General features: G+C 71.0%; 24 protein-coding genes. 12 read left to right on the plus strand and 12 right to left on the minus strand.

The window, feature by feature from the left end; translation table 11 throughout:
• The 8 genes from G6045_RS23860 to G6045_RS23895 all read right to left on the minus strand — a co-directional run.
• The coding region (locus G6045_RS23860) for a serine/threonine-protein kinase (RefSeq protein ID WP_165334115.1) at positions 1–1,045 on the minus strand (1,045 nt) is incomplete at its 3' end.
• A 14-nt stretch (positions 1,046–1,059) separates the two neighbouring features.
• A complete protein-coding gene (locus G6045_RS23865; protein WP_165334116.1) occupies positions 1,060–1,443 on the minus strand; it encodes a hypothetical protein in 384 nt (127 codons plus the stop codon).
• Positions 1,444–1,671: 228 nt separating this feature from the next.
• On the minus strand, positions 1,672–3,108 hold the full coding sequence (locus G6045_RS23870) for a serine/threonine-protein kinase (RefSeq protein ID WP_165334117.1): 1,437 nt from the start codon (positions 3,106–3,108) through the stop codon (positions 1,672–1,674).
• The gene (locus G6045_RS41585) at positions 3,105–3,857 is read right to left on the minus strand and encodes an FHA domain-containing protein (RefSeq protein WP_165334118.1); all 753 of its coding nucleotides are present in this window, start codon (positions 3,855–3,857) and stop codon (positions 3,105–3,107) included. The genes G6045_RS23870 and G6045_RS41585 overlap by 4 nt, the downstream gene beginning before the upstream one ends.
• A gap of 84 nt (positions 3,858–3,941) precedes the next feature.
• Complete coding sequence (locus G6045_RS23880) at positions 3,942–4,538, minus strand: hypothetical protein (protein WP_165334119.1); 597 nt, start codon at positions 4,536–4,538, stop codon at positions 3,942–3,944.
• An 88-nt stretch (positions 4,539–4,626) separates the two neighbouring features.
• Positions 4,627–6,036 carry a protein kinase domain-containing protein gene (locus tag G6045_RS23885; RefSeq protein WP_165334120.1) on the minus strand — a complete coding sequence of 470 codons (1,410 nt, stop codon included), beginning with the start codon at positions 6,034–6,036 and terminating at the stop codon, positions 4,627–4,629.
• Entirely contained in the window at positions 6,033–6,788 is a 756-nt protein-coding gene (locus G6045_RS23890) for an FHA domain-containing protein (protein WP_165334137.1), read from the minus strand. Before G6045_RS23890 ends, G6045_RS23885 begins: the two co-directional genes overlap by 4 nt.
• Positions 6,789–6,919: 131 nt before the next feature.
• On the minus strand, positions 6,920–7,558 hold the full coding sequence (locus G6045_RS23895) for a hypothetical protein (RefSeq protein ID WP_165334121.1): 639 nt from the start codon (positions 7,556–7,558) through the stop codon (positions 6,920–6,922).
• A 283-nt stretch (positions 7,559–7,841) separates the two neighbouring features.
• Between G6045_RS23895 and G6045_RS23900 the strand changes: the two genes are divergently transcribed.
• Together G6045_RS23900 and G6045_RS42195 are read left to right on the plus strand one after the other, a co-directional pair.
• On the plus strand, positions 7,842–8,711 hold the full coding sequence (locus G6045_RS23900; RefSeq protein WP_165334122.1) for a bifunctional methylenetetrahydrofolate dehydrogenase/methenyltetrahydrofolate cyclohydrolase: 870 nt from the start codon (positions 7,842–7,844) through the stop codon (positions 8,709–8,711).
• Positions 8,701–9,396 carry a DUF3017 domain-containing protein gene (locus G6045_RS42195; RefSeq protein WP_165334123.1) on the plus strand — a complete coding sequence of 232 codons (696 nt, stop codon included), beginning with the start codon at positions 8,701–8,703 and terminating at the stop codon, positions 9,394–9,396. Before G6045_RS23900 ends, G6045_RS42195 begins: the two co-directional genes overlap by 11 nt.
• 65 nt (positions 9,397–9,461) lie before the next feature.
• Here G6045_RS42195 and G6045_RS23910 read toward each other — a convergent pair whose 3' ends face one another.
• On the minus strand, positions 9,462–10,406 hold the full coding sequence (locus G6045_RS23910) for a LysR family transcriptional regulator (protein ID WP_165334124.1): 945 nt from the start codon (positions 10,404–10,406) through the stop codon (positions 9,462–9,464).
• 105 nt (positions 10,407–10,511) lie between these two features.
• On the opposite strand from G6045_RS23910, the gene G6045_RS23915 reads away from it, so the two are divergent.
• Together G6045_RS23915 and G6045_RS23920 are read left to right on the plus strand one after the other, a co-directional pair.
• Entirely contained in the window at positions 10,512–11,126 is a 615-nt protein-coding gene (locus G6045_RS23915) for a short chain dehydrogenase (protein ID WP_165334125.1), read from the plus strand.
• 90 nt (positions 11,127–11,216) lie between these two features.
• Entirely contained in the window at positions 11,217–11,756 is a 540-nt protein-coding gene (locus G6045_RS23920) for a helix-turn-helix domain-containing protein (RefSeq protein ID WP_165334126.1), read from the plus strand.
• A gap of 57 nt (positions 11,757–11,813) precedes the next feature.
• Here the strand turns inward: G6045_RS23920 and G6045_RS23925 are convergent, their stop codons facing one another.
• Complete coding sequence (locus G6045_RS23925) at positions 11,814–12,347, minus strand: peptidoglycan-binding domain-containing protein (protein ID WP_206344106.1); 534 nt, start codon at positions 12,345–12,347, stop codon at positions 11,814–11,816.
• Between the two features lie 365 nt (positions 12,348–12,712).
• Between G6045_RS23925 and G6045_RS23930 the strand changes: the two genes are divergently transcribed.
• Together G6045_RS23930 and G6045_RS23935 are read left to right on the plus strand one after the other, a co-directional pair.
• Positions 12,713–13,762, plus strand: coding sequence for a helix-turn-helix domain-containing protein (locus tag G6045_RS23930; RefSeq protein ID WP_165334127.1), 1,050 nt, complete (start codon positions 12,713–12,715; stop codon positions 13,760–13,762).
• A gap of 327 nt (positions 13,763–14,089) precedes the next feature.
• A complete protein-coding gene (locus G6045_RS23935; protein WP_165334128.1) occupies positions 14,090–15,079 on the plus strand; it encodes a malate dehydrogenase in 990 nt (329 codons plus the stop codon).
• Positions 15,080–15,164: 85 nt separating this feature from the next.
• On the opposite strand, the gene G6045_RS23940 is transcribed toward G6045_RS23935, so the two are convergent.
• The gene (locus tag G6045_RS23940) at positions 15,165–15,983 is read right to left on the minus strand and encodes a hypothetical protein (RefSeq protein WP_165334129.1); all 819 of its coding nucleotides are present in this window, start codon (positions 15,981–15,983) and stop codon (positions 15,165–15,167) included.
• Positions 15,984–16,140: 157 nt separating this feature from the next.
• Between G6045_RS23940 and G6045_RS23945 the strand changes: the two genes are divergently transcribed.
• The 5 genes from G6045_RS23945 to G6045_RS23965 all read left to right on the plus strand — a co-directional run bounded on the left by G6045_RS23945 (position 16,141) and on the right by G6045_RS23965 (position 23,462).
• Complete coding sequence (locus G6045_RS23945) at positions 16,141–17,673, plus strand: aldehyde dehydrogenase family protein (protein ID WP_165334130.1); 1,533 nt, start codon at positions 16,141–16,143, stop codon at positions 17,671–17,673.
• 94 nt (positions 17,674–17,767) lie between these two features.
• Positions 17,768–19,288, plus strand: coding sequence for a GMC family oxidoreductase (locus G6045_RS23950; RefSeq protein ID WP_165334131.1), 1,521 nt, complete (start codon positions 17,768–17,770; stop codon positions 19,286–19,288).
• Positions 19,288–20,400 carry a quaternary amine ABC transporter ATP-binding protein gene (locus G6045_RS23955; RefSeq protein ID WP_165334132.1) on the plus strand — a complete coding sequence of 371 codons (1,113 nt, stop codon included), beginning with the start codon at positions 19,288–19,290 and terminating at the stop codon, positions 20,398–20,400. The genes G6045_RS23950 and G6045_RS23955 overlap by 1 nt, the downstream gene beginning before the upstream one ends.
• A 34-nt stretch (positions 20,401–20,434) precedes the next feature.
• Positions 20,435–22,444: an ABC transporter permease gene (locus G6045_RS23960; protein ID WP_165334133.1), complete on the plus strand. Its 2,010-nt coding sequence runs from the start codon at positions 20,435–20,437 to the stop codon at positions 22,442–22,444.
• Positions 22,445–22,493: 49 nt separating this feature from the next.
• Complete coding sequence (locus G6045_RS23965) at positions 22,494–23,462, plus strand: glycine betaine ABC transporter substrate-binding protein (RefSeq protein ID WP_165334134.1); 969 nt, start codon at positions 22,494–22,496, stop codon at positions 23,460–23,462.
• A gap of 139 nt (positions 23,463–23,601) precedes the next feature.
• Here the strand turns inward: G6045_RS23965 and G6045_RS23970 are convergent, their stop codons facing one another.
• On the minus strand, positions 23,602–24,102 hold the full coding sequence (locus G6045_RS23970; protein WP_165334135.1) for a carboxymuconolactone decarboxylase family protein: 501 nt from the start codon (positions 24,100–24,102) through the stop codon (positions 23,602–23,604).
• A gap of 47 nt (positions 24,103–24,149) precedes the next feature.
• Here G6045_RS23970 and pdxR point away from each other — a divergent pair, with 47 nt between their 5' ends.
• Entirely contained in the window at positions 24,150–25,658 is a 1,509-nt protein-coding gene (gene pdxR / locus G6045_RS23975; protein ID WP_165334136.1) for a MocR-like pyridoxine biosynthesis transcription factor PdxR, read from the plus strand.
• Positions 25,659–25,723: the final 65 nt, after the last annotated feature.

The raw sequence follows: 25,723 nt of genomic DNA on the forward strand, positions 1-25,723 counted from the left end.
ACCCCTGTCCCTGCGCAGCCCCGTACCCCTGGGGCGCGGGTGAGGGGGCGCGGACCGTCGGGGCGCGGAAGTGGCCGGTCTGGTGGGCCGTGGCGCGGTGCAGCACCTCGTAGGCGTGGCCGCGCTCCACGAGTTGGCCGTGCAGTGGTTCCTGCCAGGCGGGCGTACGGGGATGGGCGTCGGCCGCGGCGATCAGCTGCTGCGGAGTGGGCCGCAGCGCGGGGTCCTTGGCGAGGCAGGCCGTGAGCAGCGCCGCCAACGACGCGTCCGCGAGGGTGAGTTCGCCGATGACCTCGGCCATGGGTTCCTCGAAGGCGACCCGGTGCATCACGTCCACGCCCGTGCCGTCGCCGAACGGTGCGTGCCCCGTGGCCGCGTACACCAGGGTGCACGCGAGCGAGAAGACGTCCGAGACCGTGTCGCAGCGGCCGTCGCGCAGATACTCGGGCGCCATGTACGCGGGCGTGCCGACCCGGGAGCCCGTGCTGGTGATGGCGCTGCTGTCGACGGCCTGCGAGATGCCGAAGTCGATGACGTGCACGCCCTGCGCGGACAGGATCACATTGGACGGCTTGAGGTCCCGGTGCACGATGCCGGTGGCGGCCAACCCGTCGAGTGCGCGGCCGAGTTCTCCCACCAGGCGCCAGACACCCGCCGGCCGGAGCACTCCGCTCTCGCGTACGGCGTCGGCGAGGTTGAGCCCGGGGACGTACTGCGTGGCCATCCACAGCAGCCGGTCCTCGAACCCCGTGCCGAGCAGGCTGGGCGCGTGCGGGGTGCGGACCTGTCCGTGCACGGCGGCCTCGCGCTCGAAGCGCCGCCGGAACTCGGCGTCCTCCGCGTACTCGGGCCGGATCACCTTGACGGCGGCGAGCCCCGGCCGGTCGTCGGCGGGCCGCGCGAGATAGACGCGCCCCATGCCGCCGCTGCCGAGCATGCCGATCGCCGCGTACGGGCCGATCGTGCCGGGGTCGCCGGATTGCAGCGGTTCCGCTCCCGCCTGTCCCAAGGCAGCCTGGAGTGCGGACAGTTGTGCCTCGTCCATGGTCGGCCGGCCCGTCAGTAGCTCTGCGGTGCGCCGGCCGGAGCCTGGCCCGGCGGCGCCGGGTACGCGGAGTTGCCGTACTGCTGAGCGGGGAACGGGGCGGGAGCGCGGCGGGCGCTGCCCATCGAGACGGCCACGGCGCCGATCATCAGACCGACTCCGCCGAGCCCGGCGATCAGGGGCTCGCTGTCGTCGGTGGTGGAGACCGCGGCGTTGGTCGACTCACAGGTCTCCTTGGGCACGGGACGCTCGGTCGTGCCCGTGTTCACCGTGGTGCACTCGTAGCGGAAGTCGACGATGGCGTTCCGCGACTGGTGCGCCTCCGAGAAGGCGAAGGCGAACAGGCCGAGCCCGCCGAGCAGGAACAGGATCTGGGCCACGCGCGCGACGGGATGCATACAGCGAACTCCACCTTGACCGGGCTTGCGCCCCTGGTTGTACGGCACCGGATGGGGGCGCTGCGGCCGGACGGACCACGGCAGATGCAGAACGTTCACGAGGGCGGCCGTCACGGCCGGCCCTGTCGGCGCGCCTCCCCCGTGGCGCGCCGCCCCAGTATCGGGTCACTCGGGCCCCGGGGGAACCTCTAACGTTCCAGGGTGCGCGTCAGTACCTCATGGCACGCCTCAGCACCGCTTCACGAGGCGGTGGGACCGCGGGGCGTACGTCCCCGCCAGGTTCCCCTGTGCCCTCGCGGCCGTGCAGCCGGTGCGCAGCGTGTCCCGCTCCAGGTCGAAACCGGCGGGTGTGAAGTCCCGCCCCCGGAAGTACTCCACCCCGTGGAACGCGGCCGGGTCACCTGCGTTGAAGTAGACCGACCGCACCGGCGCGTGCCGGGTCCAGGCGCAGGTCTCGGGTCCCGCGAGCCAGTCGGGATCCGATGCCTCCCAACTGCACATCTGCCCCTCGCCGTTGTCCTCGCTGAAGAAGCAGACGGATTGCGCGGGGCAGTGGTGGTAGCCGTAACCGACCTCTTCGCCGCCTCTTTCGTATACGACCGCCGAGCCGAGTGCGACGGCCACGCCCAGGAGCGCCGCCGCGGCCACCAGGAGGCGCGGCCGTCGAAGCAGCCGCAGGGAGCGCAGCCGGGACGAGGAGGTGGAGCCCGCGGCCCGTTCGACCCGCAGCAGCAGCGACGACGCGTCGTGCCGGGCCCGTTCCTCGTGCGTACGGGCGAGGCAGTCGGTGACGATCTCCCGCCAGGCGCCCGGGAGTTCGGGTGACAGGCGCAGGTCCTCGGCTCCCCGGGCGTAGCGCACCAGGGCGTCGCCGCGCGCCTCGGCCGTGCTGCCCGGCAGCGGATGCGTGCCGGTCAGGACGAGATGGGCGAGGACGCCGAACGCCCAGAGGTCGGTGCTGGGGCGGATCTGCTGTCCGCGCTCGCCGAGTTCGGCCCAGTGGAGTTCGGGCGGGGTGTGGTCGGGGGTCGAGAAGCCGGGGGAGTAGGCGGCGGCGCCCTCCAGCTTCGCCGCCAGACCGAAGTCGGCGAGCCGCACCGAACCGTCCTTCATCAGCAGGACGTTGGCGGGCTTGAGGTCGCCGTGCACCCAGCCCGCGCGGTGCAGCTGGTGCAGCCCTTCGCAGACCTGGACGAGCAGCGCGGGGCCGGCCGCGGGCGCCGGCGGACGACGCAGCAGCGCGGCGAGGGAGGCCTCGGCCTTCTCCAGTACGAGAACGGTGGCGCCGTCGAGCCCGGGCCGCCCCGGAGCCTCCACCGTGAGCGTCTCGTACAAGCGGATGATGCGCGGAGCGCGCAGCCGGCTGAGCAACTCGGTCTCGCGCTCGGCCAGTTCCCGCAGATGGTTGAACCGGTGCGGCGCCCGGGTGCCCGTGGGCAGGAACTTGAGCGCGGCCACGGCCGGCAGCTCCCCGCCCGCCTCAGCGTCGGCCGAGATACGCCGCGCCCCCGAGTCGGCCCAGATGCGCCGCGCCCCCGAGTCCGCCGAGATCCGCCGCGCCGCGTACACACTCCCGAACGCCCCGTCGGCCAGCGGTTCGAGCACCTCCCAGGAGCCGACGCGAAAGCCCTTCGGCACGGGCACGGCGTACGGGGACTCGGTCACGGCGCCATCTCGGGTGCGGCGCAGCCGAGGACGACGAGATCCTCTTCCCGTACGAGATCGAAGCGCAGGGCGAGCGAGACCAGGGACTCCTTCTTGCCGTTGAGCCGCAGCCCCGGCTCGTGGTCCTCGGGACCGCGCTTGAGGCGCAGCTTCACCGCGAGGTAGTCGATGTTCCAGTACACCGACGAGCGGGTGGCCGACGGCCAGGCGGGACGCAGCCGTTCCACGATCTGGTCGACCGTGGGCACCGGGGCGTGCGGGGCGCCGCGCAGCCGCGTCTCGCACAGGGCGGCGAGCACCGCGTAGTACCGCTTGGTGCGGTCGAGGGCGAAGGCCGGGGCGGTGGCCGGTCCGGACAGACCGCTGCGCGAGGCGGTGCGGTACGCGTGGCGCGGCGCCCACACCTCGAAGGCGAGCAGCTCGCCCGCGGCGGGCAGCACGACACGGGAGAACTCGAACGGCACCGGTGCGTCGACCCGGCCGGGCGCGATCTTGATGTGCTCGCCCGCGCCCTCCGGGTTCTCCACCACGTACGTCTGGTTCTCGCTCAGGTTGTCGATGATCCAGAAGGCGTGGTGCGCGGTGATCTCACCCGCGATCCGGGGCACCCCTTCGTGGCCGAGTTCCAGACCCCCTGCGGGGACGTCGCGCCCGAAGGGCAGTACGTCGCCGGACGCGAGCTCGATCCGTCCGCCGTGCGCTGTCCGTTCCCCGCCACCGGCCGGTGGCACCACGATGATGCTGTGCATCCTTCGTCCCCCTCATGCCCCGCAGTCCCCCTGTGCGCCGCAGAGCAGTCAGCGTAAGGGGAGTCCGGGGCGCAGGGGAAAGCTTCAGCGGGGCGTGGCCTGTCGGGCCGTACCGGGCAGGCCGTTGAGCTCGCGCGCCTCGTCGAGGGCGCGCAGGCGCAGCCGGGTGCGGGTGCGGAGCTCGTCCTGGTACGGGGTGAGGGTCACGTCCCACGCATAGCGCAGGGCCTCGGTTCGTTCGGCCTGCGTGGTGGCGTCGGGCGGGGCCGTGGGCGCCGGCAGCTCGTCGAGGAGTGTGTTCACGCGGGTCCAGGTCTCGGCGTCCCCGTACAGCCGCTCCCTCGCGCGCGTCCGGCAGTCCGCGGTGGCGTGCCGCTTGTGGCAGTCCGTCACCAGCGCCTGCTCGGCCCGGTCGAGCTCGGCCAGCTCGGCGCGGGACAGGGCGCGGCCGCCCTGGCAGGCGGCGCGGGCGTTGTCGTAGCGGATCAGGGACTCGCGGGACAGGGCCGTGCGGTAGCCGGGCGGCGCCGGGTCCGGATGGCCGTAACGCTCCAGGCAGGTACGGGTGATGACGAGCTGCCGCGGTTCTTCGGCGGCGGATCCCCGTGCGGTGGTGCAGCCGGTCGCGGCGGCGCTGCACACCGCCGCGACCGCGCACACGGAAACGAAACCTCGCTTCATGGCGGTGCGTCCCCCCAAGCGCGCCACCCCCCGTGGTGGCGCGGTCGTCACGCTAGGGGCGCCTCCCGGGCGCCGGGTACCTCGGAGGTCAGAGGTTGCTCTCGGACACGGTCGGCCCGGGGTGGGCGTCCTCGGCGTCGCAGCGCGGGATCCAGCTGTGGGAGCGCAGCTTGTAGTCGCCCTTGAGGTTGCCCTGCTGGTTGACGCTGGTGCAGCCGGCGCGTTCGCTGTCGCGCTCCGGCTCGACGCCGGTCGGTACGAAGCCGGGGCCGCGCCAGTACGCGACGCTGATCTCCTTCGTACGCTCCTGGTTGTTGTTGAAGACCGACTTCACGGGCCGGTCACCGGACCAGGCGCAGCGCGTCCTGCCGCGCAGCCAGTCGTCGTCGTCCCCGGCCCAGTGGCACATCTCCCCGTTCCCGTTGACGTCGCTGAAGAAGCACACCTCGCCGGCCGGACAGCGGTGATAGCCGTACGTCACGGAAGGCTCGGGCCACAGGGCGTACACCGTCGCGGCCGCGGCGAAGACGGCCGCCGAGGAGAGGGCGGCCCACCCCGCGCGCCGTGAGGGCTTCCTGCGGGACGGCAGCAGCGGCCGGCGCGTCCTCGCCGCGCCCGTCAGGCGCCGTATCCGCCCGAGCAGTGCCCGCGCCTGGTGCGCCGAGCGCTCCTGGTGCGTGGCGGCGAGGCAGTCCCGTACCAACGCGCGCCAGCCGTCGGGCAGTTGCGGGGAGAGCCGCAGCTCCTCCTCGCCGAGCGCATAGCGCACGGTCGCGTCCCGGCGCACCGCCGCGGTGCCCCCGGGCAGGGGATACGACCCGGTGAGCACCACATGGGCGAGGACCCCGAACGCCCAGATGTCCGCGCTCGCCCGTATCTGCCGCCCGCGCTCGCCGACCTCCGGCCACACCAGCTCGGGCGGGGTGTAGTCGGGGGTCGAGAACGCCGGTGCGTAGGCGTGGGTGCCCTCCAGCTCGGCGGCCATGCTGAAGTCACCGAGACGCACCGAACCGTCCGCCATCACCAGCACATTGGCCGGCTTCAGATCACCGTGCACCCAGCCCGCGTCATGCAGCTGCGCCAGTCCCTCGCACACCTCGGCGAGCAGCTCCGGCGCCTGCGCGGGGACCCCGGAGTCCAGGAGCGCGTCGAGCGAGGTCCGTGCCTCTTCCAGTACGAGGACGGTGGCGCCGTCGAGCTCGGGGTGTTCCGGATCGTCCACCGTGAGGGCCTCGTACATCCGGATCAGCCGCGGCGCACGCAGCCGGCTGAGCAACTCGACCTCGCGCTCGGCCAGTTCGCGCAGATGGTTCAGCTGACGCGGGGTGTGCGTACCGGTCGGCAGGAACTTGAGTGCCGCGCGCCGCGGGGCGCCGTCGCCCGTCCTGCGGGCCCCGTACACGCTCCCGAACGAGCCGCTGGCCAGCGGCTCCCGCACCTCCCAGGACCCGACCCGGTAGCCCCGGGGCACCGTCACCGCGTACGGCTGCGCGGTCACCGGCCGGCCTCCTGCCGTACCCCCGCCTCCTGCCGTACGGCGCAGGGCAGTACGGCCAGATCGTCCTCCCGCACGAGATCGAACCGCAGCGCCAGGGAGGCCAGCGCCTCCTTCTTGCCGTTGAGCCGCGGACCCGGACCCGCCTGTTCCGCGGGCGGCTTGAGGCGCAGCTTCACCGCGAGATAGTCGATGTTCCACTGCACGGTCGCCCGGCTCGCCGCGGGCCAGCCGGGCGCGAGCCGCTCCACGACCTGCTCCACCGTCGGTACGGGGGCGTGCGGGGCGCCGCGCAGGCGCGGCTCGCACAGGGCGGCGAGCACCGCGAAGTAGCGCTTGGCGGGGTCGAGCGAGAAGGCCGGCAGGGTCTCCGTACCGTCCAACGCGTCGCTGTGGCGCGGCAGATGGTCATGGCGCGGCGCCCACACCTCGAACGACAGGAGCTCACCCGCGGCCGGCAGGACCACCCGCGCGAACTCGAACGGCACCGGTGCGTCCAGGCGCCCCGGCCCCACCTTGATGTGCTCGCCCGCGCCCTCCGGGTTCTCCACCACGTAGGTCTGGGTGCGGCTCAGGTTGCTCAGGATCCAGAAGGCGCCCTGTGCGGCGATCTCGCCCGCGTGCCGTGAGACGCCCTCGTGGTCGATGGCCAGGCCCTCCACCGCACGCCCGAAAGCGAGCTTCTCGCCCGGCCGGAGCCTGAGTTGATGCCCTGGTCCCGGGCAGTGCGGCGGCACGACGATGATGCTGTCCAGACTGTGCACCTGGTCCCCCCATGTAGCCGGACCCCGTCAGGGTAGGGCGCGCGCGAAGGGCCGCACCCCTCTTCGTACGAAGATGAGGTGCGGCCCTTTCGTTCCGGTTACACGCGCGGGATGCACGCCGCTCAGTAACGGGGGCGTGCGAACCAGGCGGTGCCCGAGGAGACCGCAGGGGCGGCGGTGATGATGGCGCCGAAGACGACCCACAGAAGCGGGAAGATCACCGCGCTGGCCATACCCGTGTCGAGGCCGACGAACAGGAAGATCAGGCCGGCGACGCAGCCGAGCGCACCGTAGACGATCGTGGTGACGCGGATGCCCTGGCCCCCGCTGCCGAACTTGACGGCGAGCGTGATGGAGAGCGCGGCGAGACCCCCGAGGATGAGGGCGACGACGATACCGACGCCGGCCGCCACATCGGCGAAGTCCGAGCCGGCGCTGGAGCCGAAGTCGTCGGCGGTGTCGGAGATGTCGTTGGCGATGGCCGCGACGTAGAGGTAGCCGAGGGCGCCGATGATCTGCACCGCCGAGATGATGAACAGGAAGACGCGCGCCGTCACCAGGAGTCCCGGCATCGTCTGCTGCATCGGATTGCCGCCCGGGTAGGCGGAGTACCCCGGGTAGCCGGGCTGCTGCTGGGGATAGCCGTAGCCCTGTTGCGGCGGCACAGAGGGCGGTGCCTGCTGCGGGTAGCCGTATCCGGGCTGGGCCGGCGGCTGCTGGGGCGGCTGACCATAGGGGTTGTTCGGGTCGCCGTAACTCATGGCGCTTGACTCCTCCGTGGGTAGTGCGGGGACGACGCGGTTCGCACTAAGGAGGAAGGTCCCAAGGTATTAGTGGCCGTCCCCCCGGTTACTCCCGCGGCACTGTGCCGGACATGGTTCTAGGCGGGCCGTGTGCTTGTCCACCCGCATTCCAGATGTGTTGTGCAAGTGCAACCTCCTCGATCTTGAAATCGGGTGCCGGGCCGCCCCGGAGTCCGCGCCCGGCGAGATCATCGGGTGGCCGATTGGAGACCGGGCGCCCGGATCGGCGAGGATGGGTCCCATGACCGCCCAGATTCTCGATGGCAAGGCCACCGCGGCCGCGATCAAGGCCGAGCTCGCCGTCCGCGTGGAAGCGCTGAAGGCCCGCGGCATCACCCCCGGACTCGGCACCGTGCTCGTCGGTGAGGACCCCGGCAGCCAGAAGTACGTCGCCGGCAAGCACCGCGACTGCGCCCAGGTCGGCATCGCCTCGATCCAGCGCCATCTGCCCGCGACGGCCTCGCAGGAGGAGATCGAGGCGGTCGTCCGCGAACTCAACGAGGACCCGGCCTGCACCGGCTACATCGTGCAGCTGCCGCTGCCCAAGGGCATCGACGAGAACCGCATCCTCGAGCTGATGGACCCGGACAAGGACGCCGACGGTCTGCACCCGATGAACCTCGGCCGCCTCGTCCTGAACGAGCCGGCGCCGCTGCCCTGCACGCCCAACGGTGTGATCACGCTGCTCCGCCAGTACGGGGTGGAGATCAAGGGCGCCGAGGTGGTGGTCGTCGGCCGTGGCGTGACCATCGGACGCCCGATGCCGCTGCTGCTCACCCGCCGCAGCGAGAACGCGACCGTGACCCAGTGCCACACCGGTACGCGCGATCTGGCCGCGCATCTCAAGCGCGCCGACATCATCGTGGCCGCGGCGGGCGTACCGCATCTGATCAAGCCCGAGGACGTGAAGCCGGGCGTCGCGGTCCTGGACGTCGGTGTCTCGCGGGACGAGAGCGGCAAGATCGTCGGCGATGTGCACCCCGGTGTCGCCGAGGTCGCGGCCTGGATCTCGCCCAACCCCGGCGGCGTCGGCCCGATGACCCGCGCCCAGCTGCTCGTCAACGTCGTCGAGGCCGCCGAGCGCGCGGCCGGTGGCTCCAGTGCCGGCTGAGGGCGGGGCTTTCCCGGACGGCGAAGGGCCCGAGAGGGCGGCTGCTTCCCCGGACGGTGAAGGCCCCGAGGGCGCGGCGGTCTCGCGGGACGGCGAGAGGCCCGAGAACGCGGAGGTCTCGCGGGACGGCGAGAGGCCCGAGCGTGCGGTGTCGCCGGCGGACGGTGACGGCCACAAGGACGCGGAGGATGCCGAGGACGTGGCGGGCGCCGAGGACGCCGCGGACGCGGAGTCGGCGCAGGAGCCCGCGGAGCCGACAGCGCGGTCGGCGGTCTCCGGGGGCGAGCCCCCGGTCAAGAAGTCCCGCCGCTTCCCTCTGTTCACCAAGGACACCGCGCGCCCCGAGGGCGGCGGCCGCGCGGCGCCGGGTGACGCACCCGCGCCGGCCCGGCAGTGGCCGATGCTCACGGTGCTCGGGGTGACAGCGGCCGGTCTGATCCTCACGGCCTTCGACGTCTGGCGCATCGGCACCCTGCTCATCGGTGTCGCGCTGCTCATCGGCGCCGTGCTGCGCCGGATGCTGCCGTCGGTCGGGATGCTGGCGGTGCGCTCGCGGTTCACCGACATGGTCACGTACGGCGCGCTCGGTGTGGCGATCGTGCTGCTCGCGCTGATGGCGCAGCCGAAGCCCGTCCTGGAGATCCCGTTCCTGGACGAGACCCTGCACTTCACGATCAGCAGTTAGCGGGGCCCAGTGCTCGGGGTGCGCCGGACAGTCCCCGCCCACCCGGGGGCCGAGCCCTTCAAAGGCTATCGGCCCCCACTGACAACGCCCCTTTCCGCGCGCGGTCGGTGCGCCGCTCCCAAGTCCGCGCCGATCTCCCGGAGCAGCTCCAACGCCGCCCCGATCGCGGGCTGTTGCTCCGCGCCCGCACGCACCAGCGCCTCGATCGTGCGGCCGCCGCCCGGCAGCGTGAGGACCGCGGCGCCGGGCGGCGGCGCGGCGCACAGCAGCCGGGGCAGGATCGTCACCGCGTGACCGGTGGCCACGAGGGCGAGCGCCGCGCCCAGATCCTCGCAGTCGTGCTCGATCCGGGGTGTGAAACCGGCGTTGCGGCAGGCGTGCAGCAGAACGTCGCGGCAGGTGCTCGGCGGTGGCGCGGAGATCCAGGCACGGTCGGACAGGGCCCCGAGCCCGTCGGCGCGTACCGCGTCCAAAAGGTCATCGGGGACCGCGAGAGCGAGCGGGTCGTCGAACAGGGGAACTGCCGTGGTGCCGCCGGGCGGTGGCGAGCCGAGCAGGTGATAGCGGTACGAGACGGCCAGATCGAGCCCGTGCTGCTTGAGCCGCACCACCGCGTCCTGCGGTTCGCACTGCACGATCCTGGGCCGGATCCGCGGATGCCGCCCGGCGAGCCGGGCGACCAGGGGAGCGGCCACCGAACGCAGCGCGCTCGGCGCGCAGCCGATCCGCAGCTCACCGGTGAGGTCGTCGTCGAGCGCGCGCACCGCACCCTCGGCGCGCTCGAGCGCGGCCAGGACCTGTTCGCAGCTCGCGGCGAGCGCCGCGCCGGCCGCCGTGAGCCGCACCCCGCGTCCTTCGCGCAGCAGCAGCGAGGCCCCGGCTTCCGTTTCCAGGGCGCGCAGTTGCTGGGAGACCGCGGAGGGTGTGACGCCGTGCAGCTCGGCGACGGCGGTGACCTTCCCGTGTTCGGCCAGGTCACGCAGCATGACCATGCGCTTCACGTCGAGCATGGGTCCCGCCCCTCGTCGCCGCCTCGCGATTGTTGAGTTCAGCTTGAGGTCAACGGTAGGAGAGATAGCTGGACTTCACTGTTTGTGCGCGGTCATCCTCACCACATGAACACCCCACAGAAGATCGTCCTCGTCGGCGCCCACGGCACACTCGGCAGGGCGGTCCACACCGCCTTGCGCGAGCGCGGCCATGAGGTGATCACCGCCTCCCGCAAGGACGCCGACATCACCCTCGACATCACGGACCCCGAGTCCATCGCGGCCCTGTACCGCCAGGTCGGCCGGATCGACGCGGTGGCGTGCGCGGCGGGCACCGTGCCGTGGAAGCCGGTCACCGAACTCACCCTGCAGGACGTACGCGACGGCCTCGAAGGCAAGGCGGTCGGGCAGATCGAACTCGTCCGCCAGGGCCTCGAATCCGTGGCCGAGGACGGCTCGTACACCCTGATCACCGGCATCCTCGCCCGCGAGCCCATCCGCACCGGCACCGTCGCCTCGCTCGCGAACGGCGCCGTCGAGTCCTTCGTACGGGCCGCCGCGATCGAACTCCCGGGCCGGCAGCGGATCAACGCCGTCAGCCCCACCGTCTTCGAGGAGTCCCTGGACGCCTACGGAGACTTCTTCCCCGGCTTCGACCCCGTACCGGTACGCCGCGCGGCCGCCGCCTACGTGCGGTCGATCGAAGGAGCGCAGACGGGGCAGATCCACCGCGTGGAATGAGCGCCCTACGGCCCGCGCAAGGGAACCGAACCCCCCGCTGCCTCCGTCAGTCGGACATACCGGTGAAGTTCGCCGGCAGGGGGGTGAGCGGTGGGTATCTGGCAGCCGCTGCCGGACGGGACTCCGGCCGAAGTGATGCATTTCGTCGAGCACTTGAGACTGCTCAAGGACCGTACGGGGCTGAGCCTCGTCTCGCTCGGCACGCGCACCTCGTACAGCAAATCCTCCTGGCAGCGCTATCTGAACGGCCAGCAGCCACCGCCCCGCCAGGCGGTCCTCGCGCTGTGCCGCGTCGCGGGTCTCGACGCCGCGGAGGCGGCCCGCTTCGGCGCGCGCTGGGAGCTGGCCATGCGGGCGTGGCCCCGGCCCGATGCGGTACGGCCGGGTCTTGCCGATGCGGTACGGCCGGACACCGCGCGAGCGGATGCCGTACGAGCCGATGTCGTACGAGCGGACGCCCCCGCCGCGCCGTCCTGGGACGACCTCGGCGAGGACGAGGACACCCTGCCGTGGTGGGTGCCCCAGGAAGAGCCCGCGCCCGGGAAGGCGCCGCCCTGGAAGCTGTTCGCGTACGCCGCGGCCGCCGTGCTCGTGATCCTGCTGACCGGGCTGCTCCTCGTCCTGAGCTAACGCCGCACGTAGGGCCCCGCACCACCACGTGGTGGCGCGGGGCCCTACGCGGATGCGTCAGTTCGCCCAGTTGTACGCGGCCTTCTTCCAGTGGCCGTCGATCTTCACGTAGTACACCCCGTTCAGGCGCTTGAAGCCGGCCTGGTGGTCGTAACCCGTGTACTCGATCTTGTTGCTGCCGACGTGGTCCAGGAAGTCGTCGGCGAGGCTGAAGGTCTGCTTGCCGACGACGCCGTCGATGTGGAGACCCTCGGTCTGCTGCCAGTACTTCGTGGCCGACTTGGTGCGCGGGCCGAAGTGCCCGTCGATGTCGCCCTTGGTGAACTTGCGCCACTTGCCGTCCGAGCCCTTGTACTTGGCGCCGTCCGCCCACAGGATCGTCTGCCACAGCCGCGTCGCGTTGCTGTGGGAGTAAGAGGTGCGGGACAGGTTGCCTTCGTCGCCCCAATCGTTGGTCGGGTTGCCGCGGCCGTCGATCACGTGCTGGCTGCCGGCCGCCGCGGTGGGCGCCAGGCCGGCCAGGGCCAGCCCCGCTCCCGCCGCCACGGACACGGCCGCCATACCGAGCCGGTTGCGCTTGCTGAGGTACATCTGTGCTCCCCCCGTAGGTGCTGTGACAGGGATGAGCGTGTCCGGTTGAGGGGGGTGCGCAGAAGTCCTGAGGACGGGGGAGGGATCCCCCGGGACGTCCCGTACGCTGACCTGGGGTTCCCACGCGGGCCGTGGGACGCGGGTGGGACACTGCAGTTCGACCATCAAGGGCGCGCGACGGGGCGCACCCTGACCCGTAATGCTCCCGTGCGCCGGTGCCGGGGGAACTGAGACCCTTGCTTCTGGCATCCCTGTGGTTAGCCATGGGGGCGCTTCGCCCCGGCCCCTGAGGGCCGGGACAAGGGCATGCAGGGCCGCGCACACGGGTACGTCTGGGCACGACACGGGGGGACAAGGGGGAAGCAATGCCTCGTTGGAGGGCGCTACCGGAGGAACTCGACCCGCAGGTACGCGAGTTCGCGAGCCAGCTGCGCCGGCTCGTCGACCGCAGTGGGCTGAGTATCGCCGCGGTGGCGGACCGTACGGGCTACAGCAAGACATCGTGGGAGCGCTATCTGAACGGCCGGCTGCTCGCGCCCAAGGGCGCGGTCGTGGCGTTGGCCGAGGTCACCGGCACCAACCCGATGCATCTGACCACCATGTGGGAGCTCGCGGAGCGTGCCTGGAGCCGCTCCGAGATGCGCCACGACATGACCATGGAGGCGATCCGGATCTCCCAGGCGCGTGCCGCGCTGGGCGAGTTCGGTCCGGGTCCCGCCAAGGGGAGGAACGGCAAACCGCGCGCCGCCGCGGCGCCGGCGGCCGCCCATCCGCCGACCCAGCCGGCGTCCACGTACAGCCCGCCCAGGCAGCAGTCGGCCGCCGCCCCGTCCTCGGGGGCCCGTTCCTACGGTCCGCCGTCCGGGCCCGGCGGCGGGGAGCGGCCGGGTCCCGCGCGGGGCGGTTCGCCCGACGGGCAGCGCAGGAAGCGGAAGTTGACGATGTTCCTCGCGGGCATCGTCGGCGCGCTCGTGGTCATCGCCGCGGCAGTGTTCCTCACCGACTTCGGCAAGGACAAGAGCGGCGACGACGCGAAGGGCACGCCGACCCCCACGCCCAGCATCAGCGAGACCCTGCCCGAGGGTGTCGAGTGCAGGGGTGCGTCCTGTGCCGGCAAGGACCCGGAGGAGATGGGCTGCGGCGGCACGTTCGCCACGTCGCCGCCGGTCGACGTCAAGGTCGGCGCGGCCAAGGTCGAGGTCCGCTACAGCAAGGTCTGCGGTGCGGCCTGGGGCCGGATCACCTCGGCGGCGGCAGGCGACACCGTGGAGATACGGGTGAAGGGCGAGGAGACGCAGACCTCCGAGGTCGACGGGGACTTCGACGCGTACACCCCGATGATCCCGGTGAAGAACGTCGAGGACGCGAAGGCCTGCGCGATCCTGACGGGCGGGCAGGAAGGCTGCACAAAGTAGCGGGCAGAGAAGTAATTCGGGGTACGGGTGCATGACCGGCGCGAGCCGGGGCACGCGATGAGTACCCCCACGGGATGCACACGCACCCCGAAGAACGGCCGCCGCGCTCACCTCTCCCGATGCGGCGGCCGTTCTCGTGTCTCCGTACAGCGCACGGCCGTGTGTGCGGGGCCACACAGGGCCGGGGTCGACGGGGGCGTCGGGCGCGATAGCCTGACCGGTGGATCTCCCTTGACGTCAAGAGATCGATCATCGCGGCGTCGACCGGGAGGTTCCCAAGGACCGGGGCAGGGACCCCCACCGCCAGCTGTCTTAACGGAGATCGCCATGACCCGCACTCCCGTGAATGTCACCGTCACCGGCGCTGCCGGCCAGATCGGTTACGCGCTGCTCTTCCGTATCGCCTCCGGCCACCTGCTCGGCCCGGACGTGCCGGTCAAGTTGCGTCTCCTCGAGATCACCCCCGCGCTCGGCGCCGCCGAGGGCACCGCGATGGAGCTCGACGACTGCGCGTTCCCGCTGCTCGCGGGCATCGACATCACCGACGACCCGAACGTGGCCTTCGACGGTGCCAACGTCGGTCTGCTCGTCGGCGCCCGCCCCCGCACCAAGGGCATGGAGCGCGGTGACCTGCTCTCCGCCAACGGCGGCATCTTCAAGCCGCAGGGCAAGGCCATCAACGACCACGCCGCGGACGACGTCAAGGTCCTCGTCGTGGGCAACCCGGCGAACACCAACGCCCTGATCGCCCAGGCCGCCGCCCCGGACGTACCGGCCGAGCGCTTCACGGCGATGACCCGCCTCGACCACAACCGTGCGCTCTCGCAGCTCTCCAAGAAGACCGGCGTCCCGGTCTCGGAGATCAAGAAGCTCACGATCTGGGGCAACCACTCCGCCACCCAGTACCCCGACATCTTCCACGCCACGGTCGCCGGCAAGAACGCCGCCGAGACCGTGAACGACGAGAAGTGGCTGGCCGACGACTTCATCCCGACCGTCGCCAAGCGCGGTGCCGCGATCATCGAGGCCCGTGGCGCCTCGTCGGCCGCCTCCGCCGCCAACGCCGCGATCGACCACGTGTACTCCTGGGTCAACGGCACCGCCGAGGGCGACTGGGTCTCCATGGGTATCCCGTCGGACGGTTCCTACGGTGTCCCCGAGGGCCTCATCTCCTCGTTCCCCGTCACCACCAAGGACGGCGCGTACGAGATCGTCCAGGGCCTGGACATCAACGAGTTCTCCCGTGCGCGCATCGACGCCTCGGTCAAGGAGCTCGAGGAGGAGCGCGAGGCCGTTCGCGCCCTCGGCCTGATCTGAGTCACCGGGCTTCTTCAGTACGACGCCGAAGTCCCGGCTCCCCTTGAGGGAGCCGGGACTTCGGCGTGTGTGCCCGTCCGCCTGCTCAGGCGCCCTGCTTCTGCAGCTCCTTGACGTCCACGGTCTCGCCCGCCGGCGGAGTCTCGCTCGGCACCGGCTCGTCGTAGTCCGAGAAGGAGACGGTCTGCTCCTTGCCGCCCTCCTGGCTGACGATCTTCAACGGGTAGGGCTTGCCCTCGGTCGCCACATGGATGGTGGACTTCTCGCCCGCGTCCGTCTCCTCCAGGGCGATGGCCTCCTGGCCGTCGACGGTGGAGGTGCCGCCCTTCTTCAGCTTCCCCGTCTCGCCTTCGGATCCCATCTCCTTCTGCAGCGCCTTGAGATTGCAGGAGGACGAGAGCTGGCTGAGCTGTGGGTCCTTGGTGTCACCCATGAGGTGCTTGTCCTTGAGCAAGTCGGCCGCGGCATCGCCGTTCGGACCGCCCATGGCCTTCCAGAACGCGGCGTCGGCCTTGATCCACACCTTCTCGCCGCGCTTGAGGATGTCGAAGCTGCCCTTGCCCTCGGGCATCTTGAAGGTGCCGGCGCAGTTGCCCTGCTGGTCCACCGCGAGGTCGAACGACTGGGGTTCGCCGCCCGAGGAGGACGCGCCGCTGTCCATCGACATCCGCAGCGACTTGGCGTCGAGCAGCGCCTGCTGCGCGGCGTCGCTGATCTCCTTGGCGCTCTTGTCGGCGATCGAGCTCTCCTTGTCGCCCGCACCCCCGCCGCTGCCGCCGTTGCCTCCCGAACCGCCGCCCGACCCTCCCGAATCATCCCCGCACCCGGCGAGCGACCCCATGAGGAGTCCTGCACACAGCGTGACCGCCGCAGTGCTCAACGTTCCGCGTCGTGTCCTGGACATCGCTTCCCTCTCCGTCTGGAACAGACCGGCCACATCGGCAGGTTCAGGACGAACGGTCCCCGTACTGAGTGACCCGTGGCACTTTCCGTAAACCGAAGCGCATGGTTTCCCGCCCTGAGGGCAGGGGCTTCCGATCACGCGCGACTACGCGCGGTGAATGTTTCGGGAACGGAAGGCAAGACGCGAAGTGTCGGCACAACAGACCATCCACGTGGACGGAGAGTGGCGAAACGCCCTCGACGGTTCCACGCGCGAGATCCTCGACCCCGCTCAGGCCCGCCCGTTCACCGTCGTCGCCGAGGGAGGCGCGGACGACGCCGACGCGGCGATCGCCGCCGCGCGCCGCGCCTTCGACGAAGGGCCCTGGCCCGGTACGCCGGTTGGCGAACGGGCCGCGCTGCTCAGGCGCGTCGCGGATCTTCTCGTACGGGACCGTGAAGAGCTCGGGCTCCTGGAGAGCCGGGACGCGGGCAAGACCGTGGAGGAGGGCCGGGTCGACGTCGACTGCGTGGCCGACGCCTTCCGTTACTTCGCCGATCTCGTGATCGGCGAAGGTCCTGGGCGGGTCGTCGACGCGGGCAGCGACACCGTGCACAGCACCGTCGTGCACGAGCCGGTCGGTGTCTGCGCGATGATCACGCCCTGGAACTACCCGCTGCTCCAGGCCAGTTGGAAGATCGCCCCCGCGCTCGCGGCGGGCAACACCTTCGTCATCAAGCCCAGCGAGATCACCCCGCTGACCACGGTCGCGCTGATCCGCCTGCTCGAAGAGGCCGGGCTCCCGGCCGGAGTCGCCAACATCGTGACCGGTCCCGGGCACACCGTCGGCGCACGGTTCGCCGAGCACCCGGACGTGGACCTCATCTCGTTCACCGGCGGCCTCATCAGCGGTACGAAGGTCGCGCAGGCCGCCGCCGTCGGCGTCAAGAAGGTCGCGCTCGAACTCGGCGGCAAGAACCCCAACGTGGTCTTCGCCGACGCCTGTTCCACGGACGAGGCCTTCGACACCGCCGTCGACCAGGCCCTGAACGCCGCGTTCATCCACAGCGGCCAGGTCTGCTCGGCCGGCGGCCGCCTCATCATCGAGGAGAGCGTCCGCGAGCGCTTCGTCGCCGAACTCGCCCGCCGCGCCTCCCAGATCAGGCTCGGCCGCGGCACCGCCGACGGCGTGGAGTGCGGACCCCTCGTATCGCAGCAGCAGTTGGACAAGACCGAGGGGTACGTGGCTTCCGCGCTGGCCGAAGGCGCGGTCCTGCGCTGCGGCGGCAAGCGGCCCGCGCCGAGCGAGGACCGGCCCGCCGAGGGGTACTTCTACGAGCCGACCGTCCTCGACGCGTGCCATCGCGGGATGCGGGTCGTACGGGAGGAGGTCTTCGGTCCCGTCCTGACCGTCGAGACCTTCACCACCGAGGACGAGGCCCTCGCGCTCGCCAACGACACCGAGTACGGGCTCGCGGGCGCGGTGTGGACCTCGGACAACTCCAAGGCGCGGCGGATGGCCCGCCGGATGCGGCACGGCACCGTCTGGATCAACGACTTCCACCCGTATCTGCCGCAGGCGGAGTGGGGCGGCTTCGGCAAGTCCGGCGTCGGGCGCGAGCTGGGCCCGTCGGGTCTTGCCGAGTACCGCGAGACCAAGCACATCTACCAGAACCTGGACCCGCGGCCGGTCCGCTGGTTCGCGGGCTGAGCGGCCGAGCGGGCTGACCACCCGGCACGGCCCGGCAGGCACCAACACCCATTACGCGACGCACTTTTGCACCACCACGAAGGGGAACACGCACATGCCTCAATACGACTACGTAGTCGTCGGAGGCGGCACCGCAGGCTCGGTGATCGCCTCCCGGCTGACCGAGGACCCAGGGGTCACGGTCGCCGTGATCGAGGGCGGCCCGAGCGATGTGGGGCGCGACGACGTGCTCACCCTGCGCCGCTGGATGGGCCTGCTCGGCGGCGAACTCGACTACGACTACCCGACCACCGAGCAGCCCCGCGGCAACTCCCATATCCGGCACAGCCGCGCGCGCGTGCTCGGCGGCTGCTCCAGCCACAACACGCTGATCGCGTTCAGGCCGCTGCCGTCCGACTGGGACGAGTGGGCCGAGCACGGCGCCGAGGGCTGGGACGCCGCGTCGATGTCCCCGTACTTCGACAGGCTGCTCAACAACATCGTGCCGGTGGACGAGAAGGACCGGAACGCGATCGCCCGCGACTTCGTGGACGCCGCGCAGACGGCCCTGGACGTGCCGCGGGTCGAGGGCTTCAACAAGCAGCCCTTCGACGACGGCGTGGGCTTCTTCGACCTCGCGTACCACCCCGAGGACAACAAGCGCTCCAGCGCCTCGGTCGCGTATCTCCATCCCGTGATGGACGAGCGGCCCAACCTGACGATTCTCCTTGAGACTTGGGCGTACAGGCTCGAACTCGACGGCACCCGCGCACGCGGCGTCCACGTCCGTACGAAGGACGGCGAGGAGGTCTACGTAGAGGCCGCGCGCGAGGTCATCGTGTGCGCCGGCGCCGTGGACACGCCCCGGCTGCTTCTGCACTCCGGGATAGGCCCGCGCGAGCAGCTCGAAGCGCTCGGGATACCTGTCGTGCACGACCTGCCGGGCGTCGGCGAGAACCTGCTCGACCACCCCGAGTCCGTGATCGTCTGGGAGACGCACGGACCGATCCCCGAGAACTCCGCGATGGACTCGGACGCCGGGCTCTTCGTGCGCAGGGACCCGGAGTTCAAGGGCCCCGACCTGATGTTCCACTTCTACCAGATACCGTTCACGGACAATCCGGAGCGGATCGGGTACGAGCGGCCCCCGCACGGCGTCTCGATGACGCCCAACATCCCGAAGCCGCGCAGCCGTGGCCGCCTGTATCTGACCAGCGCGGACCCGGCCGAGAAGCCGGCCCTGGACTTCCGCTACTTCACCGACGAGGACGACTACGACGGCCGCACCCTGGTCGACGGAATCAAGATCGCGCGGGAGATCGCCAAGACCGAACCGCTCGCCTCCTGGCTCAAGAGCGAGGTCGCCCCCGGCCCCCACGTGACGGACGACGAAGAGCTGAGTGCGTACGCCCGCCAGGTCGCGCACACCGTCTACCACCCTGCGGGCACCTGCCGAATGGGTGCCTCAGCTGATGAACTTGCCGTAGTGTCCCCGGACTTGACGGTTCGTGGCCTCAGTGGCATCCGGATCGCCGATGCGTCCGTCTTCCCGACGATGCCCGCGGTCAACCCGATGATCGGGGTCCTGATGGTGGGCGAGAAATGCGCCGAGTTGCTGACCGGGAGTGATGCCTGATGACCGCGACCACCGACATATCCAAGGGCGGCGACGTGTCCAGGACCGGCCCCGTCTTCTCCGTACGCGACCTGTGGAAGGTGTTCGGGCCGAAGGCGGACCGGATCCCGGGCAACGCCGAGTACGCCGGCCTGAGCGCCACCGAACTGCGCGAGCGCACCGGCTGCACCGCCGCCGTACGCGACGTCAGCTTCGAGGTGCAGCGCGGCGAGGTCTTCGTCGTCATGGGCCTGTCCGGCTCCGGAAAGTCCACCCTTGTACGGACGTTGACCCGCCTCATCGAGCCGACCTCGGGGTCCATATCCATCGACGGCGAGGACGTCCTCGCCATGGACAAGAACCGGCTGCGTGAACTGCGCCGCCACCAGACCGCGATGGTCTTCCAGAACTTCGGCCTCCTGCCGCACCGCACGGTCCTCGACAACGTTGCGTACGGCCTGGAGATCCAGGGCATGGGCAAGGCCGAACGGCGCGCGAAGGCCATGGAGGTCGTCGCGAAGGTCGGCCTCGAAGGCCTGGAGCAGCGCCGTCCCGTACAGCTCTCCGGCGGCCAGCAGCAGCGCGTCGGCCTCGCCCGCGCGCTCGCCGTGGACCCCGAAGTGCTGCTCTTCGACGAGCCGTTCAGCGCGCTCGACCCGCTGATCCGCCGCGATATGCAGGAGGAGGTCATCCGCCTGCACCGTGAAGAGGGCCGCACCATGGTCTTCATCACCCACGACCTCAGCGAGGCGCTGCGCCTGGGCGACCGCATCATGCTGATGCGCGACGGCGGCATCGTGCAGCTGGGCACGCCCGAGGAGATCGTCGCCAACCCGGCCGACGACTACGTACGGGACTTCGTCCGTGACGTGGCCCGCGAGCAGGTCATCTCCGTCCGCAGTGCCATGCTCCCCGGCGACTGCGGCGCCGCGAAGCACTCCGCCGCCCCACTCGACCCGGACATGGTGGTCGCCGAGGCGATCGAGACCGTCGTCCGCAGCGGCGCGACCACCTGCGTCATGCAGGGCAGCACCTGCCTGGGCGTCGTCGACGAGTCCAGGCTCCTGGCCGTGGTCGCCGGACTCGACGGCGACGCGGGGGAGTCGAGGGACAAGGCGGTGGCTGCCGTATGACCAGCCCCGTCCGCAGTACGAGGGGGGCGGCCGCATGAGTGCCCCGACTCTCGACCGTCCCGTCAAGGCCGATGCCCCGGGCGCCCCGCAGCCGCCCGGCCCCGCGGCCCGTCTGATGGCCCACCCCAAGGCCGTGCTCCTGCTGCTCGCCCTGCTCGTCGCGGTGGTCTCCGCGGCCGTCGCCGGCAGCGGTGAGTGGCCGGGCGACCTGACCGTCGACGTCCGCACCCCGCTCACGGACTTCAACGAGTGGCTGGTCGACAACCGCACCACCCACCCGCTGTTCCTGTACTTCCTGCTGCATATCTCCAACACCGCCGAATCCGCCGTCGACGGCGTCTTCAGCGCCCTGGAGTCGCTCGGCTTCCTCGGCGTCACCGTCGCCGCCGTCCTCATCGCCTGGTACGCGGGCGGCGCGGGCCTGCGCCGGCGGGCCCTGGTCACCGCGGGCACCGCGTTCGGCACCTTCGCCGTCATCGGTGTGCTCGGCATGTGGGAACCCGCGATGGACACGCTCTCGCTGATGATCGTGTGCGTCGCCGTGGCCGCCGTCATCGGTGTGCTGCTCGGCCTGCTCGCCGGGCTCTCGGACCGCGCGGAGCGGATGCTGCGGCCGGTGTTCGACACCATGCAGGTGCTTCCGGCCTTCTCGTATCTGCTGCCGTTCGTGCTGATCTTCGACATCGGTGTCCCGTCGGCCTTCGTGGCCACGGTCATCTACGCCGTACCGCCGATGGCCCGGCTCACCGCCCTCGGCCTGCGCGGCGCGGACCCGGCCGCACTCGAAGCCTCGGCCTCACTGGGTGCGAGCCCGCTCCAGCGGCTGTGGACGGCCCGCTTCCCGCTGGCCCGCAAGCAGATGCTGCTCGGCCTCAACCAGACGATCATGATGAGCCTTTCGATGGTCGTGCTCGCCACGGTCATCGGCGCCGGCGGTCTGGGCGAGCCCATCTACAAGGCGCTCGCCGTCGTCGACGTCGGTCAGGCCCTGCCGCCCGGTATCGCGATCGTGCTGCTCGCCATCTGGCTCGACCGGACCACGGCGGCCGCGGGCGAGCGGCTCGACGACCCCGAGGAGGGGGTGCGCACCTCGCGTACCGCCTGGTTGCTCAGGGGCGTCGTCGCGGCCGGTATCGCGGCCGCGACCGTGATCGGCTCGGCGCTCGGCCGCCAGGAGTGGCCCGAGAACTGGGTGGTGTCCATCGCCGACCCCGTCAACGACGTGACGGGCTGGATCGAACGCGAACTCTCCGCCGGTATCCCGCTCATCGGCGGCACCCAGACCTGGGCCGACGGCTTCGCCGTCTACGTGCTCAACCCGCTGCGCAGCGCGCTGGTCGGCACCCCCTGGTGGGCGCTCCTCGTGGTCGCGGGCATCCTCGCGTACACCGTCGGCCGGCTGCGCGCCGCCGTCACCGTGGTGCTCGCGCTCGGTGCGATCGGCGCGATGGGGCTGTGGACCCGTTCCATGGACACCCTGTCGCAGGTGATCGCGGCCCTCGCGCTGACCCTGCTCATCGGCTTCGCCGTCGGTGTGCTCGCCGCCCGTGTCGGGTGGGTGGAGCGGGTGATCCGGCCGATCCTGGACACGCTGCAGACCCTGCCGGCGTTCATCTATCTGATCCCGATGATCGCCCTGTTCACCGGCGGCCGGTTCGCCGGTGTCGCGGCCTCGGTGCTCTACGCGCTGCCGGCCGTCATCCGGATCACCACCCAGGGCATCCGGCAGATCGACCCCTCCGCCCTCGAAGCGGCCCGCTCGCTCGGCGCCTCCACCGGGCAGCAACTGCGCCAGGTCCAGATCCCGTTGGCCCGCCCCGCGCTGCTGCTCGCCGTGAACCAGGGCGTCGTCCTGGTCCTCTCGATGGTCGTCATCGCCGGAATGATCGGCGGCGGCGCCCTCGGTGTCGATGTGATCAAGGGCCTCACCAAGGGCGATCTGGCGCTCGGCCTGACCGCCGGTATCGCGATCGTCTGCCTCGGCGTACTGCTCGACCGGATCTCCCAGCCCGCCGCCGCCGTCAAGGAACGCGGGCTGCGCTGACCCGTCTCCTCGCCTCAACTCTCCTGCCTACCAAAGGAATTCTTCCCTCATGAAGCACAGCAAGCGGATACGCACTTCTCTCGTCGCCGGTGCCGGCGTCCTCGGCATGTTCGCCCTCAGCGCCTGTGGCGCCGCGGAAACCGGTAAGGGTGGCGGTGGCGGCTCGGACGAGGTCACCATCACGGTGCCGTCGTGGGTCGGCGCCCAGGCCAACGCCGAGGTCGCCAAGGTGATCCTCGAAGAGGAACTGGACGTCAAGAAGGTCACCCTTCAGACGATGGACGAGCCCATCGCCTGGGACGCCCTCAACAGCGGCAAGGCCGACGCGATCCTCGAGGACTGGGACGGCCAGCCCGAGAAGCAGAAGCTCTACATCGACCAGAAGAAGACCGTGGTCAAGGGCGGCGACCTGGGCGTGACCGGCCACATCGGCTGGTTCGTGCCCAAGTACTACGCGGACGCGCACCCCGAGGTCACCGACATCAAGACGCTCAACAAGGTCGCGAAGGACTTCAAGTCCTCCGAGTCCGAGGGCAAGGGCGAGTTCCTGGGTGCGGCGCCCTCCTACACCACGTACGACGAGTGGCTGATCAAGAACCACAAGCTGGACTTCAAGATCAAGGAGACGGGCGCGGAAGCCGCTCAGATCAAGGAGATCCAGAAGAAGTACGCGGCCAAGGAGCCGTTCATCACGTACTGGTGGGAGCCGCAGTGGCTCAACGCCGACATCGAGCTCGTCGAGGTCAAGCTGCCGGAGTTCACCGAGGGCTGCAACGAGCCCAAGGAGAAGACCGAGTGCGGTTACGCCAACACGCCGCTGCAGAAGTACCTGAATGCGGACTTCGCGAAGGACGGCGGGGACGCGGCCCAGTTCCTGAAGAACTTCAAGTGGACCACCGAGCAGCAGAACGAGGTCTCGAAGTGGATCGCCAAGGACAAGATGTCCGGCGAGGAGGCCGCGAAGAAGTGGGTCGCGGAGAACAAGGAGACGTGGGAGGCGTGGCTGCCGAAGAAGTAGGGGTTGCTTTCAGCCCCTGCGGCGTTTGAGCAGATCCGAACGAAGTTCGGATGCGGGGGTCTGGGGCGCAGCCCCAGTTTCGGGAAGGGGCGGGTAGGGGAAAAACCCCGCCCGCCCCTTCCCGCGCGCGACCCGCAGCTCAGCCCTGCGGGCGGTGCGACGTCGACCCCGGCGTGTAGTGGCCCGGGACCATACGGGTCGACACGGCGATGCGGTTCCACGCGTTGATCACCGTGATCACCGCAAGCAGCGCCGACAGCTCCGCCTCCTCGAAGTGCTTGGCGGCATTCGCCCACACCTCGTCCGGCACAAAGCCGTCCGTCAGGACCGTGACCGCCTCGGCCAACTCCAGCGCGGCCGCCTCCTTCTCGGTGTAGAAGTGCCGCGACTCCTCCCAGGCGCTCAGCTGGATGATCCGCTCGACGGACTCACCGGCGGCGAGCGCGTCCTTGGTGTGCATGTCGATGCAGAACGCGCAGTGGTTGAGCTGCGACGAACGGATCTTCACGAGCTCCGCGATCACCGGGTCGAGCCCGGTACGGGAGGCGCCGTCGACCTTGATCATCGCCTTGTAGAACTCGGGCAGGTGCTGGCCGATGTTGAGGCGGGGCGTGTGCTCGGGTGCGTATTCAGTGCTCATGGGGACCAAGCTATGCGCGGGTGGCCCGCCGGGTATGGTCCATTTTCATGGTGGATTCATGGGCCAATCCGAATGCGGGCCGTCGGTCGGGAACAGCCCGGGACGGAGAGGCGGGCCGGAGCGCGGACACCGACGGGCGCGCGGACCTCCCCGCCGTCCTGGGCGTCGACCTCCACATCGACCTCGGCCGCTCCGGCGTACGCAAGGGCCTCACCGACGCGCTGAGGGACGCCGTACGAACGGGCCGCCTCACCCCCGGCACCCGCCTGCCGTCCTCCCGCTCGCTCGCCGCCGACCTCGGCATCGCCCGCAACACCGTCGCCGACGCCTACGCCGACCTGGTCGCCGAGGGCTGGCTCACCGCCCGCCAGGGCTCCGGCACCCGCGTCGCCGCCCGCACCGTACCGGCCCCGAAGACCCCGCGGCCCGCCCCGCGGCGCGCCCCCAAGGTCAGGTACTCGCTGCACCCCGGCTCGCCCGACGTCAGCTCCTTTCCCCGTACGCAATGGTCGAAGGCGGCCCGCAGGGCACTCCTCGACGCCCCCAACGAGGCCCTCGAATACGGCGACCCCCGCGGCCTGCTCGCCCTGCGCACCGCACTCGCCGACTACCTCGCCCGCGCCCGCGGCGTGTACGCCGAGCCGGACCGGATCGTGATCACCTCGGGCTTCGTCGGCGGCCTGAAGCTCCTCGCCCGGGTCCTGCGCGCGCGGGGCGCCGGCTCGGTGACGGTGGAGTCGTACGGACTCGCCCACCACTGGCGGTGCCTGACGGACGAGGGCCTGTCCATCCCGCCCCTCGGCGTGGACGAACTCGGCACCCGCACCGACGAGTTGGGCGACGCCGGCGCGCTTCTGGTCACGCCCGCCCACCAGTTCCCGCTGGGCGATCCGCTCGCCCCGGGGCGCAGGGCGCAGGCCGTCGACTGGGCCCGCCGCACCGGCGGGGTGATCCTCGAGGACGACTACGACGGCGAGTTCCGCTACGACCGCCAGGCCGTCGGCGCCCTGCAGAGCCTCGATCCGGACCGGGTCGTCTACTGCGGCACGGCCAGCAAGTCCCTCGCGCCCGCGCTCCGCCTCGGCTGGCTGGTCCTGCCCGCCGACCTCGCGGCCGAGGCCGCGGCCGCCAAGGGCATCTCGGACTGGCAGTGCGGAGCGCTCGACCAGCTCACCCTCGCCGACTTCCTGACCTCGGGCGCGTACGACCGCCATGTACGCGGCATGCGCCTGAAGTACCGCCGCCGCCGCGACGAACTGGTCAGGGCCCTCGCCGCACGCGCCCCGCACATCGAGGTCAGCGGAATCGCGGCCGGCCTGCACGCGGTGCTCGAACTCCCGCCCGGCACCGAGCAGTCACTGCTCCGCGCGGCGGCCTGGCACGGCGTCCGCGTCCAGGGCCTCTCCTTCTTCCGCCACCCCGAGGCGACGACCCCACCACGCGACGGCCTGGTGGTGGGCTACGGAACGCCACCGGACCATGCGTGGGCGGGGGCGTTGGAGGCGTTGTGCGGGGTGCTGGGCACATCCGGCCCATCCAGCCCCGCCGGCGTTTGAGGCGATCATTCAGCCCTGCGGCGATTGAGCAGATCCGAACGAAGTTCGGATGCGGGGTCCGGGGC

The sequence above is a fragment of the Streptomyces mesophilus genome (genome assembly GCF_011044995.1).
GTDB lineage: Bacteria > Actinomycetota > Actinomycetes > Streptomycetales > Streptomycetaceae > Streptomyces > Streptomyces mesophilus.